Source organism: Clostridium sp. AF34-13, from assembly GCF_003477845.1.
Lineage (GTDB): Bacteria > Bacillota > Clostridia > Lachnospirales > Lachnospiraceae > Butyribacter > Butyribacter intestini.
This window is the reverse complement of sequence record NZ_QUEB01000017.1, coordinates 18,110-40,481: the sequence shown is the minus strand read 5'-3', so window position 1 is coordinate 40,481 and position 22,372 is coordinate 18,110. Positions and strand designations below refer to the sequence as shown.

Here is a 22,372-nt window from a genome sequence, read left to right as displayed (position 1 = left end):
CAACAATACATGAGCTTGCTCAATGTATTATTGACTTGTTTTTTGGGGCTGAATAGCCTTTCATTTTATAGCACATACAAGCGAGCACTCCACAAAATATTCCAACGATAACACCCGCTAAAACATCACTCGGATAATGCACACATACATATATTCTCGACAAAGCCATGAGTATTGCAACCACGAGAGCCACTATTCCAAGCCGTCTTGTATTTCTGTCAGCCAGTATTGGCACTACTGCAGCAAATGAACTTGCAGTATGCCCGGACGGAAATGAATAGTCTGGCTGTGGCTCTATAAGACATCTTATATCCTTATAGGCATCATAAGGTCTTGTTCTTGCAAATATATTTTTTAATATTCCATTGCATATCACCAGATCGATTATGAGTGCAATAGCACATACGATTCCAGTCTTTCTTGTCTTTTTGCAAACCAAAAGAAAAATCGTCAACAATATCCATATCAGTCCATAATTTCCTAAAGATGTGAATACTTTTACAATGCTGTTTAATAACTCATTTCTAAAATGCCCCTGTATATAATATAGTATATTTATATCTAAATCTGTAATCCAAGAAAACATTTTTTCCTCCATATATAATCTATGTACTCTCGAAATTCTTCATTCAGAAAATTCCGAGAGTACATATCTCTATTTTTTAACCAGATGGATATTCGTGGTATGCTATGTATGTCACTTGCTCATAACACTATCAGCCGCTATTAAAGCTACATAATATTTAGACGATAATCTTTTTTACATTTGCTTTCTTACAACCCTGTACTCATCGCCATTTCTGTAATAAGGACAGGCTTCCCATTTGCCTGTTATAAACCTTACATAATCGTCCTCATCCATGTTTACATCACACACATACTCTTCATACTCCTCATCATATGTATAATTTGCACATGTATCACATTCCGCCATTGTTTACCTCCATCTGTTTTCTATGTACTCTCGGTATCCTCTCAAAACGAATACATTTTTACTGTTTGAAATGAATGTCAGCTCATATAATTTTCATAAGTATAACATAATCCACATAATTTTTACAATAATAATGTCCGCTATCATTTTGCAAGCGTACAAACCCTACATAATTTTTACAATAATGACGCTCGCTATCATTCCTGCAAGCGTACAAACCAATGCCCCCGGCAGTATCCAGCCTGTTTTTTGAAATGGTTTTTCTTTGTTGTTTCCTGTTGCCAGCAGATATACTGATATTGTGTAAAATATCGTTTCAGAACAGCTCATCAATATTGATGCGAGCAGACCCTCATATGTATCTGTACCAAATTTTTTAAAAATATCCAAAAGCAGACCTGTTGCGGCAGATGATGAAAACATTTTCACTAGCGATAAAGGAACCAGTTGTGACGGAAATCCTATAACTGAAAGTGGCTTTGCAAGTATATCTCCCACCACATCAAGTATTCCCGAAGTTCTTAAAATCCCCACGGCAAGCATCAATCCTATAAGTGTCGGCAATATTTCATATACAACCTTAAAACCGTCTTTAGCTCCTTTTGTGAATGCAGCAAACATATCAATCTTGGTGCTCAATGCTAAAATCACAATACCAAATATGACCATCGGTATCATTAGATTTGACAAATACGCTATCATACGACACTCCCTCCCGGAATTCTCTAATAATTCCATTGCAAAAATCTAATTCCTTATGTATAATAAATACTTGAGTGATTACATTTTTATGATAAAGGAGGTCCCATGAATACAGTTTTTATCGCAGATGATGAATTAATAATAAGACAAGGTATCAAATGTATTATTGATTGGGAACAACTTGGTTTCGAGATAATAGGAGAGGCATCAAACGGAGAAGATGCCCTTAATTTTATTTTGAATAAACATCCGGATCTGGTACTTATGGATATTCGTATGCCTAAAATGCTTGGACTAGATGTCGTCGAAGCAGCCAAAAACAAGGGATTTAACGGAAAAGTCATAATACTAAGCGGCTATACGGATTTTAAGTACGCACAGGCCGCCATTAAAAACGGTGTCGATTACTATCTTACAAAACCTATTGACGAGGATGAGCTTTACGAGACAGTTGATTCCATCCGCTCACAGATAAGTAAAGAAGCAGAAGATAAAGAAACCTTAAGCACTTATCGTGATAAAGCAAAAAGCATGATCCTTTTTGACATACTTACGGGTACTTCGACTATAAATAATATAGATGACATGAACATAGATGCCGACATATATCAGGTAGTAATCTATGAAAAATACAGTCATCACGCTACTGAACTGCCTTATAAGTTTTCTGATCTTTTAAAAGTAACAAACAAGAGAAACAGTTCTTATGAAAGTATTGAAATTGATCAAAATGAAGTCATACTGTTAAAGGGTGCATTTACTTTACACAAATTCCAGGAATTTTTGGATCACTATAACAGAGAACAAAAACCTCAGGAAAATTCACCTCTTGACTCCTTATTTATAGCATATGGAAGCGAAGTTCATTCTATCGAAGATGTTCATATTTCTTACCAGCAGGCACATAAGCTCCTGCAAAGAAGATTTTTCTGTGAGGACAAGCAGCATACAATAGGCTGGGACGAACTTCCGAAAGAAGAATATGAAAACACTTACGACATTTCCGATGAACACCTTCAGGAATATTGCGAAAAACTTACAGGTTATATTCAGGCTTCAAAACGTAATCAGATTGCCGAGACACTTCATGAACTTGAACGAAATCTGTTTTACTCGACAAGTGATATTTCAAGGATAAAACTTTTCCTCACAGATTTATATCTGTCAATAAAGGAAAAAATATCACACTTATATCACAATGCTAATATTCCATTTCCGGGCAACACAGAGATTATAGACTACATTGATGACAAATACTATCTTTACGAGATTATGCTCTACTTCACCGAGCAGTTTGACATGATAACAAGAACTATCGGCAATCCGACAAGCGAAGGTGTCATGGATGACATAATCCACTACATAGAGCACAATTATATGGACAATATCAAACTCGAAAATATTGCTCCTCTTTTTGGATACAACAGCTCATATCTTGGAAAGATATTTAATAAAAAAGTGGGCGAGGGCTTCAATGTCTTTGTAGACAAAGTAAGAATAAAACATTCAAAAGAGCTTCTTTTGACAACAGATTTAAAAGTTTATGAGATTGCCGAAAAAGTCGGCTACAAAAATGTTGACTATTTCCACACAAAGTTTAAAAAATATGTCAAAATGAGTCCTGCCGAATTTAGAAAAAAGAGTAAAATTGAAAGAATATAATCATCAACATATTTGACAAAAAATAGTCACTATGTTATTCTTTTATACGATATTTTAAACTTACAATATCATGTAGATGCGGATGTGGTGGAATTGGCAGACACGCAAGATTTAGGTTCTTGTGCCCTGTGGCGTGCAGGTTCAAGTCCTGTTATCCGCACTAAAAACCCCCTGTGAAAATCACAGGGGGTTTTTTTGTGCGGGTAGAGACCTTGAATCTGGATTCAAGGTCTCCGCTCCGCTTCGGTCGGTGCATTGCCATCGTCCACCGGACGATGTGCACCCTGTTATCCGCACTTGATAAATCCGTAAACTGCACAGATTGTTTTTGTATAGGTATAAATCTTGAATCTGGTTTCAAGCTCTCCTCTCCGGTCGGTGCATAGCACCATGTTATCCGACCTTGATAAATCCGTAAACTGCACACTTGTTAAGACTATAAAAGAATTTAAAGGTATGAAGGCAAACGATGTTGTAAAATATATTGAGGGTGAACCATATGTTGGCATAGTCCCTGTTGAACCCGGCAGTACCAATGCAATTTTTAATGATAACTCTAAAATAGCCGGACTTAACACTGAAAACTTTGAAATCAATGAGGGCTTGATAAGATTTGACATAATCTTTTATGTTCGAGTGCCATCAAAGTCAGGTAATAACTCAAATAATGAAAATGAATTATCTCAGGTAATTATAAATATTGAAGCACAAAAAGATGAACCAAAGAAATATCAAATCATAAACAGAGCTGTTTTTTATATAGGCCGGCTTGTATCATCACAAAAACAAAGAGATTTTATAAACATGAACTATGATGATATTAAAAAGGTTTATTCGATTTGGGTATGTATGGGTATGGAAGAAAATACAATGTGCCATATACATCTCACAAAAGATGACCTCATAGGAAAACATAACTGGCGCGGCAACCTTGATTTATTAAACATCGTAATGATAGGAATATCTGACACCCTGCCTGAACATGATAATACCTATGAAATGCATCGTTTACTTGCTGCTCTCTTTACGAACACATTGAACGCAAAGCAAAAAATTGATATAATAAATAAAGAATATGACATACCTGTTGAAATCGATATTGAGGAAGGAGTGAGCATTATGTGTAATTTAAGTCAGGGTATCGAGGAAAAAGCACTTGAAAAGGGCAGATCCGCTGGCATTGCTCAGGGTAAGACTTCTGCTCAGATTGACATAATCTTAAATATGTATAATAATAACTTCACAATAGAGCAGATAGCATTAGCCACACAGTATGATGTTGATAAAATAAAGGAAATCATTCAGAAAAATTAGATTTGTTGTCATTTTTAGAAATCTTAATAAAAAGAGACCATCCTGCCATTTTTACATTCTGACGAGATAATCTCTTTTATTATAATAATACCTTACTTTTATATTCATCACAAAATTATAGCTGACACACTATTCTATTTATCCTCAAGATAATCATTCCCCCAATTACACATAGCATCAAGTATTGGCGAAAGTGTTTTCCCAAAATCAGTTAATGAGTATTCCGTCTTAGGTGGGACAACAGGATAAACTTTTCTATGCATCAATCCTGACAGACCATATGATGTTAGAAGCAACCGAGTTCGGTCTTGGCAGTGTATGGATATGTTATTTCAAACCTGATGTAATAAAAGAAGAATTTAATTTACCGGATAATCTTGAACCTGTAAATATTCTCGCAATTGGATATTCAGATGAAAAACCGGCTTCTTTAACGCGTCATGAAGAAACCCGTATGCCTTTATCTGATTTGATTTATTATTGCAAATAATAATATTATTGTAAATAATAATATTATTGAAGAACAATTCTTAGTTAAAAGTCCCCTGCTTTTATTACTCTACACAATAAAAGCAGTGGACTTCCATAATAGTGTTTTTTATGACAACAATTCAGCTATCTTTACATTTTTTCTACGCCAAGCATTACTTTCTCGCCATTTATATTCCACTCTTTGGTGAATCCAACAGCTCCGTCATACTTAGTTTCATTCGCAAGCACCTCTGACTTAATCTGCTCCTCGTTTTTCTTTACGATGTCAGCTATCTTGTCATTGTCCTGCATTGATACACAGATATGGTCCATTACCTCAAATCCTGCGTCTTTACGCATTGTCTGGATTTTACTGATAACCTCACGGACAAATCCCTCCTCGATAAGTTCAGGTGTGAGATTTGTGTCGAGTACGACTGTTATTCCGTGGTCTGTATCTGAAATGTAACCCTCCATCTGTGCCGCTTCGATGAGAAGATCATCTTTTTCAAGCACTTCCTCGTTTCCGTCAACCGTGATGGTAAGGTTTCCTTTTTCGTTAATCTCTGCCATTGCTTTCTGACCGTCAAGTCCTGCAAGGATTTCCTTTACATTGTTTATCTGTTTTCCAAATCTGCGGCCGAGTGTCTTAAGCTGTGGCTTGAAGCTGTATGTTGTAAGCTCGCTTACATCCTGTGTGAGTACGGCTTCTTTGACATTAAGCTCGTCCTTGATAATGTCCATATAGAACTCTGAAAGCTCTGCATCTGCTTTGATATACATTTTTCCGATTGGCTGACGATTCTTGATGTTTGCTGTATTACGGCAGGCACGACCGATTACTACGGCTTCAAGTACAGTCTCCATATCTTCTTCAAGTTTCTTGTCGATATGAGCCTCATTTACCTCAGGGAAGTCACAGAGATGTACGCTTTCAGGTGCATTTGCATCAAGAGTGCATACAAGGTTTCTGTAAATATCTTCTGTCATAAACGGAATCATAGGTGCTGCTGCCTTTGAGATTGTTACAAGTGCAGTATAGAGCGTCATGTAAGCATTTATTTTATCCTGCTCCATTCCCTTTGCCCAAAATCTTTCACGGCAGCGTCTTACATACCAGTTACTCATCTCATCAACAAAGTTCTGGAGTGCTTTTGCTGTCTCAGGAATACGATATGCTGCAAGGTTTTCATCAACTTCCTTAACAGTGCTGTTAAGTCTTGATAAGAGCCACTTATCCATTACCGAAAGTTTGTCATATTCAAGTGTATATTTTGTTGCATCAAACTCATCAATGTTTGCATAGAGTACAAAGAATGCATATGTGTTCCACAATGTACCCATGAATTTACGCTGTCCCTCCTGAACTGCCTTGCCGTGGAAACGGTTTGGAAGCCACGGAGCACTGTTTATATAGAAGTACCAGCGGATTGCGTCAGCACCGTATTTATCAAGTGCATCAAATGGATCTACCGCATTTCCTTTTGACTTACTCATCTTCTGCCCATTCTCGTCCTGAACATGACCGAGCACAATAACATTCTCATAAGGAGCTTTGTTAAACAAAAGTGTTGACTCTGCCATAAGTGAGTAAAACCATCCTCTTGTCTGGTCTACTGCTTCAGAGATAAACTGTGCAGGAAACTGAGCCTCAAATAAATCTTTATTTTCAAACGGATAATGATGCTGTGCAAATGGCATTGCTCCTGAATCAAACCAGCAGTCGATAACCTCAGGTACTCTCTTCATTGTCTTACCACAGTCAGGGCATTTAAATGTCACTGCATCAATATAAGGTCTGTGAAGTTCAACCTTTGCATCGTCAGGATTTCCACTGCGCTCTGCGAGTTCCGCACGGCTTCCGATAGATTCCTGGTGACCGCATCCCTCACACTCCCAGATATTGAGTGGTGTTCCCCAATAACGGTTACGGGAAATACCCCAGTCCTGAATATTTTCAAGCCAGTTTCCGAAACGGCCTTTTCCGATTGAATCAGGAATCCAGTTTACAGTGTTGTTGTTGCGTACAAGGTCATCTCTTACCTCTGTCATCTTGATGAACCATGACTCTCTTGCATAATAGATAAGCGGTGTATCGCATCTCCAGCAGTGAGGATAATCATGTTCAAACTTAGGTGCTGCAAAAAGCTGTTTCTTTGCATCAAGGTCTTTTAATACCTCAGGGTCAGCTTTCTTTACGAAAAGACCTGCAAACGGTGTCTCCTCTGTCATCTCACCTTTTCCGTTTACGAACTGTACAAATGGAAGGTCATAGTTGCGTCCTACATTTGCATCATCCTCACCAAATGCAGGTGCGATATGAACGATACCAGTACCGTCTGACATAGTTACATATGTGTCACAGGTAACGAAAAATCCCTTTTTGTGCTGCTTGTCTGCACACTCTTTTGCACAAGCGTAAAGCGGCTCATACTCTTTATGCTCAAGTTCTTTACCTGCAAATGTCTCAAGAACTTCGTATGCTTTTACACCGTTCTCCTCGTCAGCGAGCTTACCGAGTACATCGTCAAGAAGTGCCTGTGCCATATAATATGTGTAACCATCTGCTGCCTTTACCTTACAATATGTCTCATCAGGGTTTACACAGAGGGCAACATTTGATGGAAGTGTCCACGGTGTTGTTGTCCATGCAAGGAAATACGCATCTTCATCTTTAACCTTAAAACGGACTACTGCTGAACGCTCTTTTACAAGCTTGTAACCCTGTGCAACTTCCTGTGATGAAAGAGGTGTTCCACAACGAGGACAATAAGGAACTATCTTAAATCCTTTATATAAAAGTTTCTTGTTCCAGATTTCTTTTAATGCCCACCACTCTGACTCAATAAAGTTGTCATCGTATGTTACATATGGGTTATCCATATCAGCCCAGAAACCTACCGTACCTGAGAAATCTTCCCACATACCTTTATATTTCCAAACTGATTCTTTACATTTCTTGATGAATGGCTCCATACCATACTCTTCAATCTGCTCTTTGCCATCAAGACCAAGCATCTTTTCAACTTCAAGTTCTACCGGAAGACCATGTGTATCCCATCCTGCTTTACGCGGAACCATGTATCCTTTCATAGTCTTATATCTTGGAATCATATCTTTAATAACACGCGTAAGCACATGACCGATATGAGGTTTTCCGTTTGCTGTAGGAGGTCCGTCATAAAATGTATAAGTAGGGCATCCCTCTCTTGCTTTCATTGATTTTTCAAAAATCTGCTGGTTACGCCAGAATTTGCCGACATTTTTCTCTCTGTCAACGAAATTTAAGTCGGTTGAAACTTTTTCGTACATAATCATTTTCCTTTCTTAAATAAAGTCAAGTGGATATTTGCACTCCACTTTGCTGCTTTCCTTAATAATGTTAAAATAAAAAAGCTCCCATCCCCAAACAGGATGAAAGCGTAAACTATCATTAACCACCTATTCTGATGCACATTGTCTGTTCCAAATCCACTGCTGTTCATACATATAATGTAACAACAGCACAAATCCTATACAGACAGGATACATGACCCATATAACGGTAGGAACCGGCTCAGTGTACTCAAATATTTTCCACCTGCAACTCAGGAGTGATATTCCCATTTTGTCAGATACCCGGTTCGCACCATCCCGGACTCACTGTACTCTTTCCCAAAAAGGTACTGTCTCCGTCTCAGTCTTTAACATATGTGTTCATTTTATATTGCATCTTAAAAAAAGTCAAGTAGTTGTGTTCTCCACATATATTGCATCGCAAAAATGTCAGGCATTTATGTTATCTAATCACATTCAAATTTCTCATAAACTGATGTAAAGTCATTTTCAACGACCGTATGAGGTGCTATCGTAACACTTATATAATCTTTATCATTATTAAGGTCAATATCTTTACCATTGCTGATAAGTCTGACGATAGGGCGAAGCGGATTTGACGAGTTTGCCACAACTAGTGCTTTCTCGCCATTTGTCATGGTAACTTCTATTCCTTTTGCATAGACCGGAACAGCCTCAAGAAATGCCTCAACTGCCTTTCTGTCAAACAGCACATTACTTCCACCCATAAGATACTCTATCGCCTCTGACAAAGCATACGGCTTTTTGTATGGGCGTTTTGAAGTGAGTGCATCATAAACATCTGCAACATGAATTATCTTTGCATACGAAGGTATCTCATCACCTACAAGTCTGTCAGGATAACCCGTCCCGTCCTCATTTTCATGATGGTGGAGAACACCCTGTTTTGTCCTTGCCGGCATAAGCCAGTTCTGGTCAAGAATATCATACGAATATCTTGCGTGCTCCTGAACCAGTCTGTATTCTGCCATCGTAAGTCTCGCTGGCTTATTTATTATAGCAGGGTCTATCTTTGTCTTTCCAATGTCGTGCATAAGTGCCGCAAGACAAAGTTCATATAAGGATTCCTCGTCATAGGACAGATAAATGCCTATTATTGTTGATATAACAGCGACATTAACTGAATGTTTGTATGTATAGTTGTCATAAGTTCTAAGATCCTGGATGTCAATTGATATACTTTTATCTTTATCAAGAAGCTGACTGACAATATCTTTTGCTATTGTTTTAAGGTCGTCTATATTTCCGTCTTTTACCGCCTGTGCTCCTCTGTTTCTCAGTTCGACAGATATTACTTCTTCTATCTTTATTCCTCTCGATAATTCATCCTCAATATAAACTCCCTGATAACCTCTTATAGAAAGTCTTGTGATATACTCTTTTGTAAGTTTTGTATTAACTGAAAGAAGTATTCTGCCTTCATCATCAAATACCTCTTTTCCTAAAATCATTCCCGGTTTTGTTTTCTCAATGCTTATGTATCTCATTTATCTTTATCATTACCTTTCCTGAATAAAAAACTTACCATATATTTCCACAATACCAAAGGCTATTATATCCACTGTATTCCTTAAAATCAACCACTACTTCCAAATATTTTAATATTATTAAAAAAACAGTCATAATAATTTCACATTTTGCTGTCGAACACTGTCTGTTCATGGGATAAAAATACTTTTTAAGCATATCTACAGTCAAGCGGTTATTCGCATTCTTCTCTGCCGCTTGCGAATAACACTATCACAGCATATCAGAAGATGGCTAAACCCATACTTGATAGCGTTAAATTCCAAGTTTCTTTAAAAATTCCTGTGTTCTCTGGTTTTTAGGTGCATCTATCACCTCTTCAGGAGTTCCCTCCTCTACGATAACTCCTCCATCCATAAATACAACCCTGTCGGAAACCGCTTTTGCAAACTCTATCTCATGGGTGACAACTACCATTGTCATTTTTTCCTCAGCAAGACCTTTCATTACTCTTAAAATTCCCGCTGTTATCTCCGGGTCAAGTGCTGATGTTGGTTCATCAAAAAACAACATCTTAGGTTTTAATGCAAGTGCCCTTGCTATCGCAACTCTCTGCTGCTGTCCTCCGGAAAGTTCACACGGATATGCATTTTCCTTATCTTCAAGACCTACCTTTTTAAGAAGTTCCCTTGCTTCCTTAAACACTTCATCCTTTGCCCTTTTCTGATTGCATATCGGAGCATCTGTTATATTTTTAAGTACGGAATAATGCGGAAAAAGATTAAAATTCTGAAAAACAAGTCCGAAATTCTGCTGTGCTTCTCTTATAATCTTTTTTTCAGGATATATGGCAATGCCTGTCTGACTTTTTACCACTTCCTCCCCGCAGTAGGATATATCTCCGTCATCTGCCCTTTCAAGGAAAGTCGCACACCTGAGCAATGTTGATTTACCGGAACCTGACGGTCCGATTATTGATACAACTTCTCCCTCTTTCACACTTAAACTTATATCTTTTAAAACCGTTTTTTCATCAAATTTCTTTTTGATGTGATTCATTTCTAATATGTTCATATTTATCCAAACCTTTCACATATTTCTATCTGCTTACAACACTTAAACACCTGTCTTTAACCCATACAACAGCAGTTCTGCCATATTCCTAAACTCCCACCTGCAAACTGTTTCTTCTCTATCTGTAATAGTCAAATTTCTTCTCTATCAGTTCCATTGCATATGCCACGATAAAGTTAAATATATAATAGAACAGACCGGCTACAAAAAGCGGCATAACAGATGCCATACTTGACGACACCTGTTTTGCAACGGTAAACATCTCCGTATAAGCGATTGCAAATGCCAGTGAAGTATCTTTTACAAGCGTGATAACCTCATTTGTAACAGGCGGCATAATCCTCTTTACCATCTGTGGGAATATTATCTTAAAGAATGTCCCTGCCTTGCCATAACCGAGCACCTCTGCCGCTTCTCTCTGACCTACAGATATGCTCTGTATTCCCGAACGGTAAATCTCCGCAAAGTATGCTGCATAGTTAAGTGCAAATCCTATGATAACGGCATAAAAACGATACGAATACGGAAGTTTGATATTAAACAGATAATGCGGTCCGTAAAATACAACAAGAAGCTGAAGCATAAGTGGTGTACCACGCATTATTGATATGTAAATCTTCGCTATCCACTGTATTATCTTTATCCTTGACATTCTCATCGCCGTAAGCGGAAGTCCGAGCGGCATTGAAAATACCAGCGTGAGTAAAAATATAAGAAGTGTTGCACCCATACCCTCTGAAAGCCGTAATGCAATATTTATAAATCCTTTTTTCTTTGTATTTGAAGAACTCTCAGGTGCAGCCGTTTCATTCGCATTGTCTTTCTGCGGTGCAGGTGTAATCTTTGCTACCTTAGGAACTTTTCCACCGTCAATATATGTCTTATCGTCAAGACTGAGACAGGCACTGTCCTCAAGTTTCCATTTTTTAACTATAGTATCAAATGTTCCATCCTGAAGCATTTCAAGAAGTGTCACCTGAACTTTATCACGGAGTTTTGTATTCCCTTTCTTAAATCCGATACCATACTCCTCCGACGAAAGTCTTTCATCAAGCATCCTATACTTGTCCCCTGAAGCTTCAAGTTTGTACGATGCAACACCTATATCCATACACACCGCATCTACCATGCCACTTTCAAGATTCATAAATGCAGAATTGTAATCTCCGACTTCCGTTATCTCTTTCATTTCGCCGGCAAGCTTTTTATTCTCATCTGTCGCATCATCTCCCTTAAGAGCTGCAAGTGCTGAAGAGTCCGCCTGCACACATACAATCTTTCCTTTAAGGTCACTTAATTTCTTAATATCGGAATCTTTATTTACAATAACTATCTGTGAATTATCCACATACGGAGTTGTCCATGTGTATAATTTTTCCCTGCCATTCATGGTAAAACCATTCCATATGCAGTCAATATTTCCGACCTTTAACTCAGTATCTTTAGCATCCCAGTCAATCGGCTGTTTAACAAGCTCCCATCCATTTCTCTTTGCCACTTCTGCAGCAAGGTCAAGGTCGAATCCCACATAATCACCGTCATCACTGAGATAACCGTAAGGCGGAAAACTTGCGTCAAATCCCACAACAAATTTCTGCTTAGCGTCTGCTTTTATTCCCTGTCCGAAAATAAACATAACGGCTGCAAAAAACAACATAACCTTAACTATACTGCCGGTCTTAAAAAATCTCTTGTCCATCATTTCCATCCAATCTGTTTTTATTTTTGTTATTGCTAATCATTTGAAAAACTCCCGCTTTTGTCCGGTATCTTTTTCAATACACATTACGCATCTTTCATATCATAGCATAGTTTTAATGTTATGTGAATTTTTTTTCATTATTTATATCGCTATACAAGTAACAGTTCAGCCCAAAAAAGATAAGTCAATAATACATGAGCTTGCTCAATGTATTATTGACTTGTTTTTTGGGGCGGAATAGCCTTTCATTTATGAAATGAAGTAAACACAAGCTGCACACTAATGAATGAATTTTATAAAATTGCATCATCTAAAAAGCAGTCTTTCCACATATGTCCATTGCCTTATAAATGAACATATACCAGGATGACCGCTTTTTATCTCATCATTATAACAATCCTGTTTTTGTATCTCATCATCACAGCAATTCTGTTTTTATCCTATCGCACTCCTGATTTTTATTTAACCGTATATCTCCTTGTATTTTTCAAATCCTCCGTTAAGACTTACCACCGGATAACCGAGTTTTACAAGATCCCTGGTGGCAACTATACTCTGATTCCCCTTATCACAATAAAGAATAATAAGTCTGATACCCTTTTTATTAAAAATCTCCCTATCCTCATTTGTCACATAACTTCTTGATAAAATTCTTCTTATGTCCTTTTCCAGCAAATCTATATCAATCCAAACTGCCCCCGAAATGTGTTCGGCATCATAATCTTTTTTATCCCGCAAGTCAAAAATCAATACATCGCTCCTGCCAAGATACTCTTTAAGCTGCTTTGACGGAAGGATGCGGATAGAATTTTTAATATTATCGAAGTTCATAATTTTGTGTCTCCATCATATATTTTAAGTATAAATACTAAAGGGTCGGTCGCACGGGGCACTGTTTATACAATATGCAGATAATAAATCTGTCATTAACATCTTCATATCGTATAGATTATACTTATTGCGACAACCTCGTATAATTTATTTTATGAAAAAGCTCTTTCATATGTGTATGATTATAAAAATAAAAAATATACATTTTTCAGTCATTCTAACAATAGATTCTTTATGTTTAATATTAGAATATGTCTAAAAATAAGTGTAGCAATCTGTAAATACTATTGCAAATATGAATTTTTTGTAAAAAATATTGAATTTTTCTTCATATTTCATTAAAAAATTGTTGCTATTTTCCAAAGTTATGCTACAATAATGCTTGTAGTTTACTAACATGTATAGCTGTTTTAAATATTCCTGTGGAGAGGGTGTGCAGCTTTCAGCTTATACATTGTTTATTATTTGTTCCCACCTATTTATAAAGAGCCAGCCGTTTCGTTCGATAGAAACGGCTGGTCTTTTTCTTGTCATTTTTGATATACTATTCTTTAATTATTATTACTGGATAAGTGACAATGATTTCATCAAAAATATCCATCCCGTAAGCGTAACCGATGAAAATAATGTGGTACTTACCACTATACTTGCTGCAAGTGTGTCATCACCGTCCATATTTTTTGCCATTATGTATGATGTAGGTGTGCATGGTGAAGCAAGCATTATCACTATCGCAATGAGTTTCTGGTCACGGAAACCAAAATATGCTGCGACAGGCAGAAAAATACCTGCAAGAACGACAAGTTTTATAAGTGATGCCGCCATAGTCGGTTTAATCTTTGCAAGTGCTTTTCTGCCCTCAAATGTCGCACCAATTGAAATAAGTGCAAGCGGTGAAGCCATAACTGCGAGATTGTTTATCGTCTTATCAATCATTCTCGGAAAATTTATATTTAAAAATGATGCGGCAAGACCGAAGAAAATTCCTATTATTATAGGATTTTTAAGTATATTTATCAGTGCGTGTTTAATCCGGCTGTTATCTCCAAAATTTTCCTTATTGTTGCTTTCCAATGTCAAAATAATAACTGCAAATATATTGTAAAGCGGCACTGAACCGATTATCATAAGTGGTGCCATGCCCGATGTTCCATAGATATTCTGAATAAACGCTATGCCTAAAATAGCGGCACTGCTTCGGTATGCTCCCTGAACAAACGCACCTACCATGCTCTTATCTCTCATAAATTTCTTAGCAAGAAACCATACCACGAGGATTGAGGTAAGCGTCGCAATAAAACAGAAACCGACATATTTAAAATCAAAGTTCTTTCTTATATTTGTATCTGCAAGATCTTGAAATACAAGGCACGGCAGGCACGCCTTGAAAACAAATTTATTTGCCACACTTGCAAAATGCTCGTCTATAAGACCTATCCTTTTGAAAAAATGTCCGAGGACTATCACCGCAAAAACCGGAACCGTCGCATTCAGACTAAATAAAAAATTGTTCATTTTCTTAACCTCTTTCAATGATTTATTTATAGGATAGAAGTACGATAATAAAATGTCAATGGCTGTTATAAAAAATGCCACTCCCCCCGATATTATTAAATATTATCATTTCTAAGTGTTTCAATTACATTATCTTTTTTAATTTTACTCATTGTGTATATCATGCTTGCAAATACTACTATAAATATACTTATCACAACGACCACTATGCTCTGCACCGGAATGTAAAATCCTACATTAAATCCCTCGCTCATTACATTGCACATTGCATAAGTAGCAAGTACAGCAATTATCATACCAAATATAAGACCTTTTATTCCATAAAATACACATTCATAATTCATCATTTTATTCAGACTCTTTTTGGTCATTCCGACAGATTTCAGCATTGCAAATTCCTGTCTCCTTAAAAGAATGTTTGTGGAAATTGTATTAAATACATTTGCAATAACAATCAGTGATATAAGTATGATAAATCCATATGAAAAAACATTGACTATCATTACTATCGCATTACTTGTTTCCTTATCCTGTGTATAGTCAGCTATATAAGATATATAATTTCTTAACTCACCTGACATTTTTTTATTTATGAAAGTCGTAAGGTTTACTTTTGCTTCTGAATGTTTTTTTGCCTTAAAAGCAAATGTGTAATAATTATTTTTTACAACTCCCTTTGGCATATTTCTGATTTCTGAATATGGTTTCACTATCGTTAGGACATTATTATCACTTGCATCTCCAATACAAAGTGGAAGTTCCTTATTGCATCTGACTACACTTAAATCCTGTGACGCAAATGCCTCTTTTCCTGAATAAACCTTACTCTCCGCACTTTCTCCATCATCATCAGTAATCTCAAAATAATACTGGCTGAGTTTCTTATAACTATCCACATTACCAAGTTCATAACCTTTCTTTTCCTTTGCCTGATATATCTTTATAGCTGCATCTGATTTTATAATGTCATATGAATAATTCTTGTTTTCGTTTTCATTATAAATTGAAAGATGAGGCCATGCCAAAGCATTTGTGTTTTTTATATTGTTTTTCTTTATATACTCATTATATACATCATCTTCAAGATACCATATATGAGAATCTATCCTTATGATACCCTTTTTCTCATCAATCATTTCCGGATTCATCTTCTTAAGACCGTTAAGATACTCGCTGTCTACATCTTTTATATTTATTTCGGCAATTACATTATCATACATACTATAACCACCATCATCTATATTATCTACTCCCTTAAATCCCTTTAACGCATTTTCAACCGTCTTAAAACTTTTTTCAACCGCACTTTTTTCAACTTCCATTGACAAATCCGCCACCGTATTACTGCCATAAAGCTCCAAAGACTTTGACATATACGAGGTGAAACTGTTCACCGCCACAAAAAGTGCTGTGCTTATGGCAATAGAAATCACCGTCACCCTCTGCTTTCGCTTATTTCTCTTAAAGTTTTTGTCGGCAAGCTTCCCTTCAAAACCAAACAATCTCCCTAAAAGAGGATTTACTTTTACATTTCTTCTCTTAAGTCCCATACTTTCATTCTGTTTAAGAGCCTGTAATACCGTTAGTCTGACGGCTTTTACTGCCGGTATAAGTGCCGATACCAATACTGTGATAACCGTTACTGCTACGGCTGTAAGTACCCCCTCTGCAGATATATGCATTGTAAGTGAAATTCCAGAAGTTCCCGAATCTGTAAACATCATCGCAAACTGATTTCCCAGAAGATTTAATGTAATACCTATTCCTATTATGCCGCATATTATGCCAATCGGAATCCCTATTATACAAAGTATGCCCGCCTCAAAAAATACACTTCTTAATATCTGTTTTCTTGTCGCACCTGCTGATTTGAGAAGCCCAAACTGTTTTGTTCTCTCACTTATGGAAATTGAAAATGCATTATGGATAAGTGACACTGACGCAACCATTATTATTGCCATAAGTATGCCTGCCATAGCATATAAAAGTCTGTTGTATGTGTGGTTTGACGACTCTCCGTAAAATTTCAAAAGAGAACTGTGCATATAACCGGTTACCCCATCTTCTTCAGAACCTGCATCTGCTCTTTTTGCCTTTTCAAGTTTTTTCATAAGTGTATCAAATACCATCTCCACTTTTGAAACATTTTTGCATTTAAAATACATCGTATAAGATTTTGGTGATATAAGACCGCTTTTTGTATATATCTGCATATCATTAGATGTATCACCGTCACTTGTAACCACTTCAGAAAAACCTGATATTTCAAACTCCCTGTCTTTACCGTCAACCTTTAATTTTATTTTATCCCCTATCTTACTGTTTGCAAAATAGACACTCCTTGCCATATTAGTCATGATTATCTGAGAATTATCCTTTGGCATATGTCCGCTTTTAAGCTTCACAGTAAGCATTGCTCTGAAATTGTCGTCTATTCCTGAAAATGAAATATCTTTTGACTTTCCCTGGTTCTCGTATATCTCTACATAACTTTTCTCGCTTATGCCTGTGTCTTTGTCACATATTTCCTCTTTTGACTTTTTATCAATATTGTATATCTGCCCCTGCCACTCACCCGACTGCTCTACTACAATATCAAGCATATAATTCTGTAAACTCGTTATTATACTTGTTATTGAAACAAACATTGTAGTTGCAAGAATAATGCCAAGTATCGTGACAAATGTACGCACCTTATTTTTGCAAAGCGTTCTGAGAGTAAATCTGTTTATGATATTCATTATCTGTTCACCTCATCCCTCGTGATGTGTCCGTCCTCTATTGCAATTATCCTGTCAGCCTGAAGTGCTATGTTCTCATCATGTGTTATCATTATAAGAGTCTGATTATATTTCTTATTTGACTTCTTTAAAAGTTCCATTATCTCCTGACTGTTCTTGCTGTCAAGGTTTCCCGTCGGCTCATCGGCAAGCACAACTGACGGTGAATTCATAAGTGCCCTGCCTATTGAAACTCTCTGCTGCTGCCCTCCTGAAAGCTGGTTAGGAAGATGCTTCTCCCTGCCGTGAAGTCCCAAAAGAGCAACCATCTCCCGTAAACGCTCCCTGTTTACTTTTCTACCGTCAAGCTGAACCGGAAGTGTTATATTCTCAACAACATCAAGCACCGGAATAAGATTGTAAAACTGATACACAAGACCGACCTGTCTTCTCCTAAAAATAGCAAGCTGTTCCTCATTTTGTTTAAAAACATCCTTACCATCCATAAAAACTTTTCCCGATGACGGTTCATCAACAGCACCTAATATATGAAGCAATGTTGATTTTCCCGAACCTGACGGTCCTATGATAGCAACAAACTCGCCCTTTTCTACTGAGAATGAAACACCATCAAGTGCTCTTACTTCATTCTCCCCCTTTCCATAAACTTTTGTGAGATTTTCTACTCTTAAAATTTCCACTCTATTTCCTCCATTCTAAAAACTATGTACCTGTTTTTGTCCCTCGCTTCATGATATCATGAACGCATTTGCGTTCATATTAGAAGTTGCTTCGCAACTTCATAGTGTGCAAATTACATGCACAAATTTATGATATCATGAGTCCCAAAGGACTCATATTGAAAGTTGCTTCGCAACTTTACTATGTGCAAAATGCATGCACAAATTTATGATAACAATTTAACATATATAAATTACAACAGGGTGACTTTTAAATGACAAAATTGTCACTTTAGGAATAAATAACAGAGCGGATTGCGACTATTCGCTTAATATGAAAAAAGAAATAGCATCCTCCGACCAAAGTGAATGCTATTTCTATAGTTTCTACTGAGGGCAAATCGGATATCACATCCGATTTGCTTTCTGAGTAAATTATACATCAGGGTACTTGAACTTTCAAGTACCCTTTTTAATTTTTCACACTATTGCCTTATAAAACCTTATATCAAATGAAGTCCCCTGCCCTACCTCGCTCGTAACCTTTATCGTTCCGTTAAACTGCATTATAATACTTCTTGACAGTGCAAGTCCGATGCCTACACTTTCACTTTTATATTCCATTTCAGAACTTACGCTTAAATTTCCGTTATCCTCATAAACCGCTCCGCTGTTCTTAGGTTTATCCGGCTTATTCTTACTTTTTCCTTTATAAAATCTCTCAAATATATGTGGCATATCCTCTTTTGCAATACCCGTTCCATTGTCACTTATGACTATCCTGCTATATAACGCATTTTCCTCACAGCTTACCAAAATCTTTCCTCCCTCAAAACTATGCTCCATACAGTTTTTCAATATGTTTCCCAAAGCCTCAACAAGCCATTCTCTATCGGCTGTCACTTTTGAGTTTTTCTGATATGAACGCTTAAAGCTTACACCTCTTATATCAAGCGGTATCTCTATAAGTGAATATGCCTCATCAATAACTCTGCTCATTTCAATATCTTCAATATCAAAATCGACCATGCCTGCATCAAGCCTTGATATTCTAAGCAAAGCTGTTATCTGCCATTTTATCTTTTCGGCAAGTGTCATTAACTCCCTTACAAGAGCAATTCTTCGCTCGTATGTAATATCTTCCTCACGAAGAAAATTTAAGATAAGATTTATCGAAGTGAGCGGCGTCTTTATCTGGTGTGAAATATCCGCTATCGAGTCTGCAAGAAATATTTTATCATTCTGAAGCCTTTCGGTCTGTTCCCTGAGTTTTATCACAAGTTTTTCCACCTCATCGGAAAGTACAGAAAGCTCTCCCTCTCTATACTGCTCAAATGACAGATGTTCATCCCCATGCAATATCGCATCTATTTTATCACTTATGCCCGCAAGTCTGTCATATCTTCTTTTGGTAGTAAACACATTTACACCAAACTGTATAAAGCCTGCCACACATACTACCGCTGCCACTTTTGTATTCTGCTTTGACAAAATGTATGTGACAATAGCCGCTGCTGCCACAATAAGCAGATTTATAAATCCCCACTTTTTAACCTCACCATTTCTCCAAAAATTCATTTTATCCCTCATTTCTACTTCTTCTACAATTAAACTTTTGCGAAACTCTTGTAAGCTATAATTAAATTGTGCAAATATAATAAATAGTGAGTTTCGCAATCATCTATTGTTACAGACACCTGTATCCCATACCTCTGACTGTCTTTATTATCTCTGGTCTCTGAGGGTCATTCTCAATCTTTTCCCTGAGCCTTTTTATATAAACAGTCAGCGTATTATCATTCACAAACTCTCCTGACGCATCCCATATCTCCTCTAACAGTTTATTTCTCGACAATACATTTCCCTTATTTGCGGCAAAAATCAGAAGAAGTCTGTATTCTAAAGCAGAAAGAAAAATCTCCTCGCCGCTTTTTGTAACCTTGCCGCCCGTCGTGTCAATCTTCACATCCGCAAGTTCTACAAAATTTGAGATGCGTCCGCTTCTTCTAAGAACACTTTTTATCCTTGATACAAGTTCTCTCGGTCTGAACGGCTTTCCGATATAATCATCAGCTCCCATATCAAGCCCCATAACGACACTGTACTCATCACCCGAAGCAGTCAGAAAGATAACCGGAATATCCGTGTTCTGCTTAATCGCCGTACACACAGCAAAACCATTGCCATCCTCCAGCGAAACATCAAGAAGCACAATGTCAACATCCTGCATATGCTCATCAACATATAAAAGTGCATCTTTCTGCCCCGTTACACTGTTTACTACAAAGCCCTCGTTATTTAAAAACTCTGTCAAATTTTTTATAATTTCTTTGTCATCCTCGACTAAAAGGATGTTGTATAACAGATTACCCATAATTTCCTCCTTACACCACCAAATTCGTAATCCACACGCCTTTTTTCACAAGAATATATCCAAGCACAACCTTTATTATATCCGCACTCTGCACTATTATATAAATCGTAAGTATCGGAAGTGCTGTAAATTTACACAGCACAAACGCAAGCGACACGGACACTACCCATGTAAAAATACTGTCAAACAAAAATGTGATTACCGTTTTTCCACCTGAGCGAAGCGTAAAGTATAACACATTCAAAAATCCCTGCAGCGGGAAGAATGAAGCAGTTATTATGATAAACCACTGTCCCAAATGCCTTACCTCGTCTGAGGTATCGTAAAGCTTTGGAAAAAATCCTGAGCCGGCAATCAGTATAGCAGTGAGGAACACGCATATTCCTGCGGTGAACCACATAAGTTTATTTGATGCCTTTTTTGCTTTCTCAAATTTTGATGCTCCAAGATACTGTCCTGATATAATTCCTACCGCATTTCCCATTGCAATAAAAACAACATTCAAAAGATTACATATGGCATTTGATATGTTCATCCCCGCTATAACTTGCAACCCTTTAATTGAGTAACACTGCGTCATCGCTGCTATACCTCCCGACCAGAAAAACTCATTTAAAAATATAGGAAGCCCCTTTATTATGATTACCTTTACTTCACCTATTGAAATCTTAAGTGTCCTATATACGCCTCGTAAAAATTCGTATTTTTTTATGCTTAAATGTGTCCAGATAACGACAACAAACATCTCAACAAATCTTGCAAGTACAGTCGCTATCGCCGCACCCTCTACGCCAAGTCTCGGAAATCCAAACTTTCCATATATAAGAAGATAATTAAACACTATATCAATAACAACCGATGCTATACCTCCGACCATTGGTTTTATGCTTTCGCCCATCTCCCTTAAACTTCCCGCATAAATCTGTGTAAATGCAAACGGAACAAGACCGATAAGCATTATATGAAGATAATCAAGTCCCAAATCAAGCGTCTGAGCCGAATTTATCCCGCCGTCACTGCCGTGCAGATACAAACCTATCATTTTGTCTCCTGCAAAAATAAAAGCAGCAAGTCCACAGAGCGTAATAACCGCTGTTATCCAGATTTTCAATCTGAATACATTCTGATACCCCTTTTTATTGCCCTGCCCGAAATACTGCGCTCCATATATTCCGGGACCTGACAAGCCACCAAATATCGCCAGAAAGAATACAAAGACAAGCTGACCTACAATAGATACCGCTGTCATACTCTCAGTACCCAGACTTCCAACCATAAGGTTATCGACAAGACCAACCGCATTTGTGATACCGTTTTGTATCATCATTGGGACAGCAAGTGTCATAGCCTTTTTATAAACTGAATTTCCTTTACTTTTTGTTCTTACCTCACTTTTGTTCATTTGTATAAGCTCCTTAAAAATCACATATAATAAATCTTTTTGTGCTATAAAAGACGAGAGGAAAATCCTCTCGTCTTTATTCTTCATATACCTATTCTACTCATCTTTCCTAAAAAATACAAGCATTATTTAATTTTTCCTTAAGATTATATTATTTATGATTTAAT

Annotated in this window: 16 protein-coding genes, 1 tRNA gene and 3 pseudogenes; 4 read left to right on the top strand and 16 right to left on the bottom strand. The window is 37.1% G+C overall.

Annotated features, from left to right (window positions below):
• Nucleotides 1-19: 19 nt before the first annotated feature.
• The 3 genes from DWZ63_RS13270 to DWZ63_RS13265 all read right to left on the bottom strand — a co-directional run bounded on the left by DWZ63_RS13270 (nucleotide 20) and on the right by DWZ63_RS13265 (nucleotide 1,636).
• The gene (locus DWZ63_RS13270) at nucleotides 20-586 is read right to left on the bottom strand and encodes a phosphatase PAP2 family protein (protein ID WP_118500110.1); all 567 of its coding nucleotides are present in this window, start codon (nucleotides 584-586) and stop codon (nucleotides 20-22) included.
• 174 nt (nucleotides 587-760) lie between these two features.
• The gene (locus DWZ63_RS15805) at nucleotides 761-934 is read right to left on the bottom strand and encodes a DUF6472 family protein (protein ID WP_022014251.1); all 174 of its coding nucleotides are present in this window, start codon (nucleotides 932-934) and stop codon (nucleotides 761-763) included.
• Between the two features lie 165 nt (nucleotides 935-1,099).
• Nucleotides 1,100-1,636 carry a nucleoside recognition domain-containing protein gene (locus DWZ63_RS13265; RefSeq protein WP_022014250.1) on the bottom strand — a complete coding sequence of 179 codons (537 nt, stop codon included), beginning with the start codon at nucleotides 1,634-1,636 and terminating at the stop codon, nucleotides 1,100-1,102.
• 105 nt (nucleotides 1,637-1,741) lie between these two features.
• Here DWZ63_RS13265 and DWZ63_RS13260 point away from each other — a divergent pair, with 105 nt between their 5' ends.
• The 3 genes from DWZ63_RS13260 to DWZ63_RS13250 all read left to right on the top strand — a co-directional run bounded on the left by DWZ63_RS13260 (nucleotide 1,742) and on the right by DWZ63_RS13250 (nucleotide 4,612).
• On the top strand, nucleotides 1,742-3,298 hold the full coding sequence (locus DWZ63_RS13260) for a response regulator (RefSeq protein ID WP_118500109.1): 1,557 nt from the start codon (nucleotides 1,742-1,744) through the stop codon (nucleotides 3,296-3,298).
• A gap of 78 nt (nucleotides 3,299-3,376) precedes the next feature.
• Nucleotides 3,377-3,458: transfer RNA gene (locus DWZ63_RS13255), tRNA-Leu, on the top strand.
• Nucleotides 3,459-3,688: 230 nt separating this feature from the next.
• Nucleotides 3,689-4,612: a hypothetical protein gene (locus tag DWZ63_RS13250; protein ID WP_118500108.1), complete on the top strand. Its 924-nt coding sequence runs from the start codon at nucleotides 3,689-3,691 to the stop codon at nucleotides 4,610-4,612.
• 134 nt (nucleotides 4,613-4,746) lie between these two features.
• Here DWZ63_RS13250 and DWZ63_RS13245 read toward each other — a convergent pair.
• Nucleotides 4,747-4,878, bottom strand: a pseudogene (locus DWZ63_RS13245) (winged helix-turn-helix transcriptional regulator); the annotation flags it as partial.
• On the opposite strand from DWZ63_RS13245, the pseudogene DWZ63_RS13240 reads away from it, so the two are divergent.
• A pseudogene (locus DWZ63_RS13240) lies at nucleotides 4,872-5,102 on the top strand (nitroreductase family protein); the annotation flags it as partial. The pseudogenes DWZ63_RS13245 and DWZ63_RS13240 sit on opposite strands and share 7 nt — an antisense overlap.
• A gap of 131 nt (nucleotides 5,103-5,233) precedes the next feature.
• On the opposite strand, the gene ileS reads toward DWZ63_RS13240, so the two are convergent.
• The 12 genes and pseudogenes from ileS to DWZ63_RS13185 form a co-directional block, all read right to left on the bottom strand.
• Nucleotides 5,234-8,395: an isoleucine--tRNA ligase gene (gene ileS, locus DWZ63_RS13235; protein ID WP_118500105.1), complete on the bottom strand. Its 3,162-nt coding sequence runs from the start codon at nucleotides 8,393-8,395 to the stop codon at nucleotides 5,234-5,236.
• A gap of 470 nt (nucleotides 8,396-8,865) precedes the next feature.
• On the bottom strand, nucleotides 8,866-9,927 hold the full coding sequence (locus tag DWZ63_RS13230; protein WP_118500104.1) for an HD-GYP domain-containing protein: 1,062 nt from the start codon (nucleotides 9,925-9,927) through the stop codon (nucleotides 8,866-8,868).
• Nucleotides 9,928-10,222: 295 nt separating this feature from the next.
• Nucleotides 10,223-10,981, bottom strand: coding sequence for an amino acid ABC transporter ATP-binding protein (locus DWZ63_RS13225; RefSeq protein ID WP_118500103.1), 759 nt, complete (start codon nucleotides 10,979-10,981; stop codon nucleotides 10,223-10,225).
• A 118-nt stretch (nucleotides 10,982-11,099) separates the two neighbouring features.
• Nucleotides 11,100-11,711 (bottom strand): amino acid ABC transporter permease, encoded by a 612-nt coding sequence (locus DWZ63_RS16010; RefSeq protein WP_243020628.1) that lies wholly within the window; start codon nucleotides 11,709-11,711, stop codon nucleotides 11,100-11,102.
• A 201-nt stretch (nucleotides 11,712-11,912) separates the two neighbouring features.
• Nucleotides 11,913-12,617 (bottom strand): annotated as a pseudogene (locus DWZ63_RS16005) (amino acid ABC transporter substrate-binding protein); the annotation flags it as partial.
• Between the two features lie 528 nt (nucleotides 12,618-13,145).
• Nucleotides 13,146-13,514 carry a rhodanese-like domain-containing protein gene (locus tag DWZ63_RS13215; RefSeq protein WP_055940525.1) on the bottom strand — a complete coding sequence of 123 codons (369 nt, stop codon included), beginning with the start codon at nucleotides 13,512-13,514 and terminating at the stop codon, nucleotides 13,146-13,148.
• Between the two features lie 561 nt (nucleotides 13,515-14,075).
• The gene (locus tag DWZ63_RS13210) at nucleotides 14,076-15,029 is read right to left on the bottom strand and encodes an AEC family transporter (RefSeq protein WP_118500101.1); all 954 of its coding nucleotides are present in this window, start codon (nucleotides 15,027-15,029) and stop codon (nucleotides 14,076-14,078) included.
• A gap of 95 nt (nucleotides 15,030-15,124) precedes the next feature.
• Nucleotides 15,125-17,770: an ABC transporter permease gene (locus tag DWZ63_RS13205; protein ID WP_118500100.1), complete on the bottom strand. Its 2,646-nt coding sequence runs from the start codon at nucleotides 17,768-17,770 to the stop codon at nucleotides 15,125-15,127.
• Nucleotides 17,770-18,450: an ABC transporter ATP-binding protein gene (locus DWZ63_RS13200; protein ID WP_022013294.1), complete on the bottom strand. Its 681-nt coding sequence runs from the start codon at nucleotides 18,448-18,450 to the stop codon at nucleotides 17,770-17,772. The genes DWZ63_RS13205 and DWZ63_RS13200 overlap by 1 nt, the downstream gene beginning before the upstream one ends.
• Nucleotides 18,451-18,909: 459 nt before the next feature.
• Nucleotides 18,910-20,007, bottom strand: coding sequence for a HAMP domain-containing sensor histidine kinase (locus DWZ63_RS13195; RefSeq protein WP_182431529.1), 1,098 nt, complete (start codon nucleotides 20,005-20,007; stop codon nucleotides 18,910-18,912).
• A gap of 109 nt (nucleotides 20,008-20,116) precedes the next feature.
• On the bottom strand, nucleotides 20,117-20,803 hold the full coding sequence (locus tag DWZ63_RS13190) for a response regulator transcription factor (protein ID WP_118500098.1): 687 nt from the start codon (nucleotides 20,801-20,803) through the stop codon (nucleotides 20,117-20,119).
• Between the two features lie 10 nt (nucleotides 20,804-20,813).
• Nucleotides 20,814-22,205: an MATE family efflux transporter gene (locus tag DWZ63_RS13185; RefSeq protein ID WP_055940510.1), complete on the bottom strand. Its 1,392-nt coding sequence runs from the start codon at nucleotides 22,203-22,205 to the stop codon at nucleotides 20,814-20,816.
• Nucleotides 22,206-22,372: the final 167 nt, after the last annotated feature.

What these genes read in the sequence shown, in the direction of transcription:
- DWZ63_RS13270 (WP_118500110.1), bottom strand. Translation starts at nt 586, where the DNA reads ATGTTTTCTTGGATTACAGATTTAGATATAAATATACTATATTATATA.
- DWZ63_RS15805 (WP_022014251.1), bottom strand. Translation starts at nt 934, where the DNA reads ATGGCGGAATGTGATACATGTGCAAATTATACATATGATGAGGAGTAT.
- DWZ63_RS13265 (WP_022014250.1), bottom strand. Translation starts at nt 1,636, where the DNA reads ATGATAGCGTATTTGTCAAATCTAATGATACCGATGGTCATATTTGGT.
- DWZ63_RS13260 (WP_118500109.1), top strand. Translation starts at nt 1,742, where the DNA reads ATGAATACAGTTTTTATCGCAGATGATGAATTAATAATAAGACAAGGT.
- DWZ63_RS13250 (WP_118500108.1), top strand. Translation starts at nt 3,689, where the DNA reads ATGTTATCCGACCTTGATAAATCCGTAAACTGCACACTTGTTAAGACT.
- ileS (WP_118500105.1), bottom strand. Translation starts at nt 8,395, where the DNA reads ATGTACGAAAAAGTTTCAACCGACTTAAATTTCGTTGACAGAGAGAAA.
- DWZ63_RS13230 (WP_118500104.1), bottom strand. Translation starts at nt 9,927, where the DNA reads ATGAGATACATAAGCATTGAGAAAACAAAACCGGGAATGATTTTAGGA.
- DWZ63_RS13225 (WP_118500103.1), bottom strand. Translation starts at nt 10,981, where the DNA reads ATGAACATATTAGAAATGAATCACATCAAAAAGAAATTTGATGAAAAA.
- DWZ63_RS16010 (WP_243020628.1), bottom strand. Translation starts at nt 11,711, where the DNA reads ATGGGTGCAACACTTCTTATATTTTTACTCACGCTGGTATTTTCAATG.
- DWZ63_RS13215 (WP_055940525.1), bottom strand. Translation starts at nt 13,514, where the DNA reads ATGAACTTCGATAATATTAAAAATTCTATCCGCATCCTTCCGTCAAAG.
- DWZ63_RS13210 (WP_118500101.1), bottom strand. Translation starts at nt 15,029, where the DNA reads ATGAACAATTTTTTATTTAGTCTGAATGCGACGGTTCCGGTTTTTGCG.
- DWZ63_RS13205 (WP_118500100.1), bottom strand. Translation starts at nt 17,770, where the DNA reads ATGAATATCATAAACAGATTTACTCTCAGAACGCTTTGCAAAAATAAG.
- DWZ63_RS13195 (WP_182431529.1), bottom strand. Translation starts at nt 20,007, where the DNA reads ATGAATTTTTGGAGAAATGGTGAGGTTAAAAAGTGGGGATTTATAAAT.
- DWZ63_RS13190 (WP_118500098.1), bottom strand. Translation starts at nt 20,803, where the DNA reads ATGGGTAATCTGTTATACAACATCCTTTTAGTCGAGGATGACAAAGAA.
- DWZ63_RS13185 (WP_055940510.1), bottom strand. Translation starts at nt 22,205, where the DNA reads ATGAACAAAAGTGAGGTAAGAACAAAAAGTAAAGGAAATTCAGTTTAT.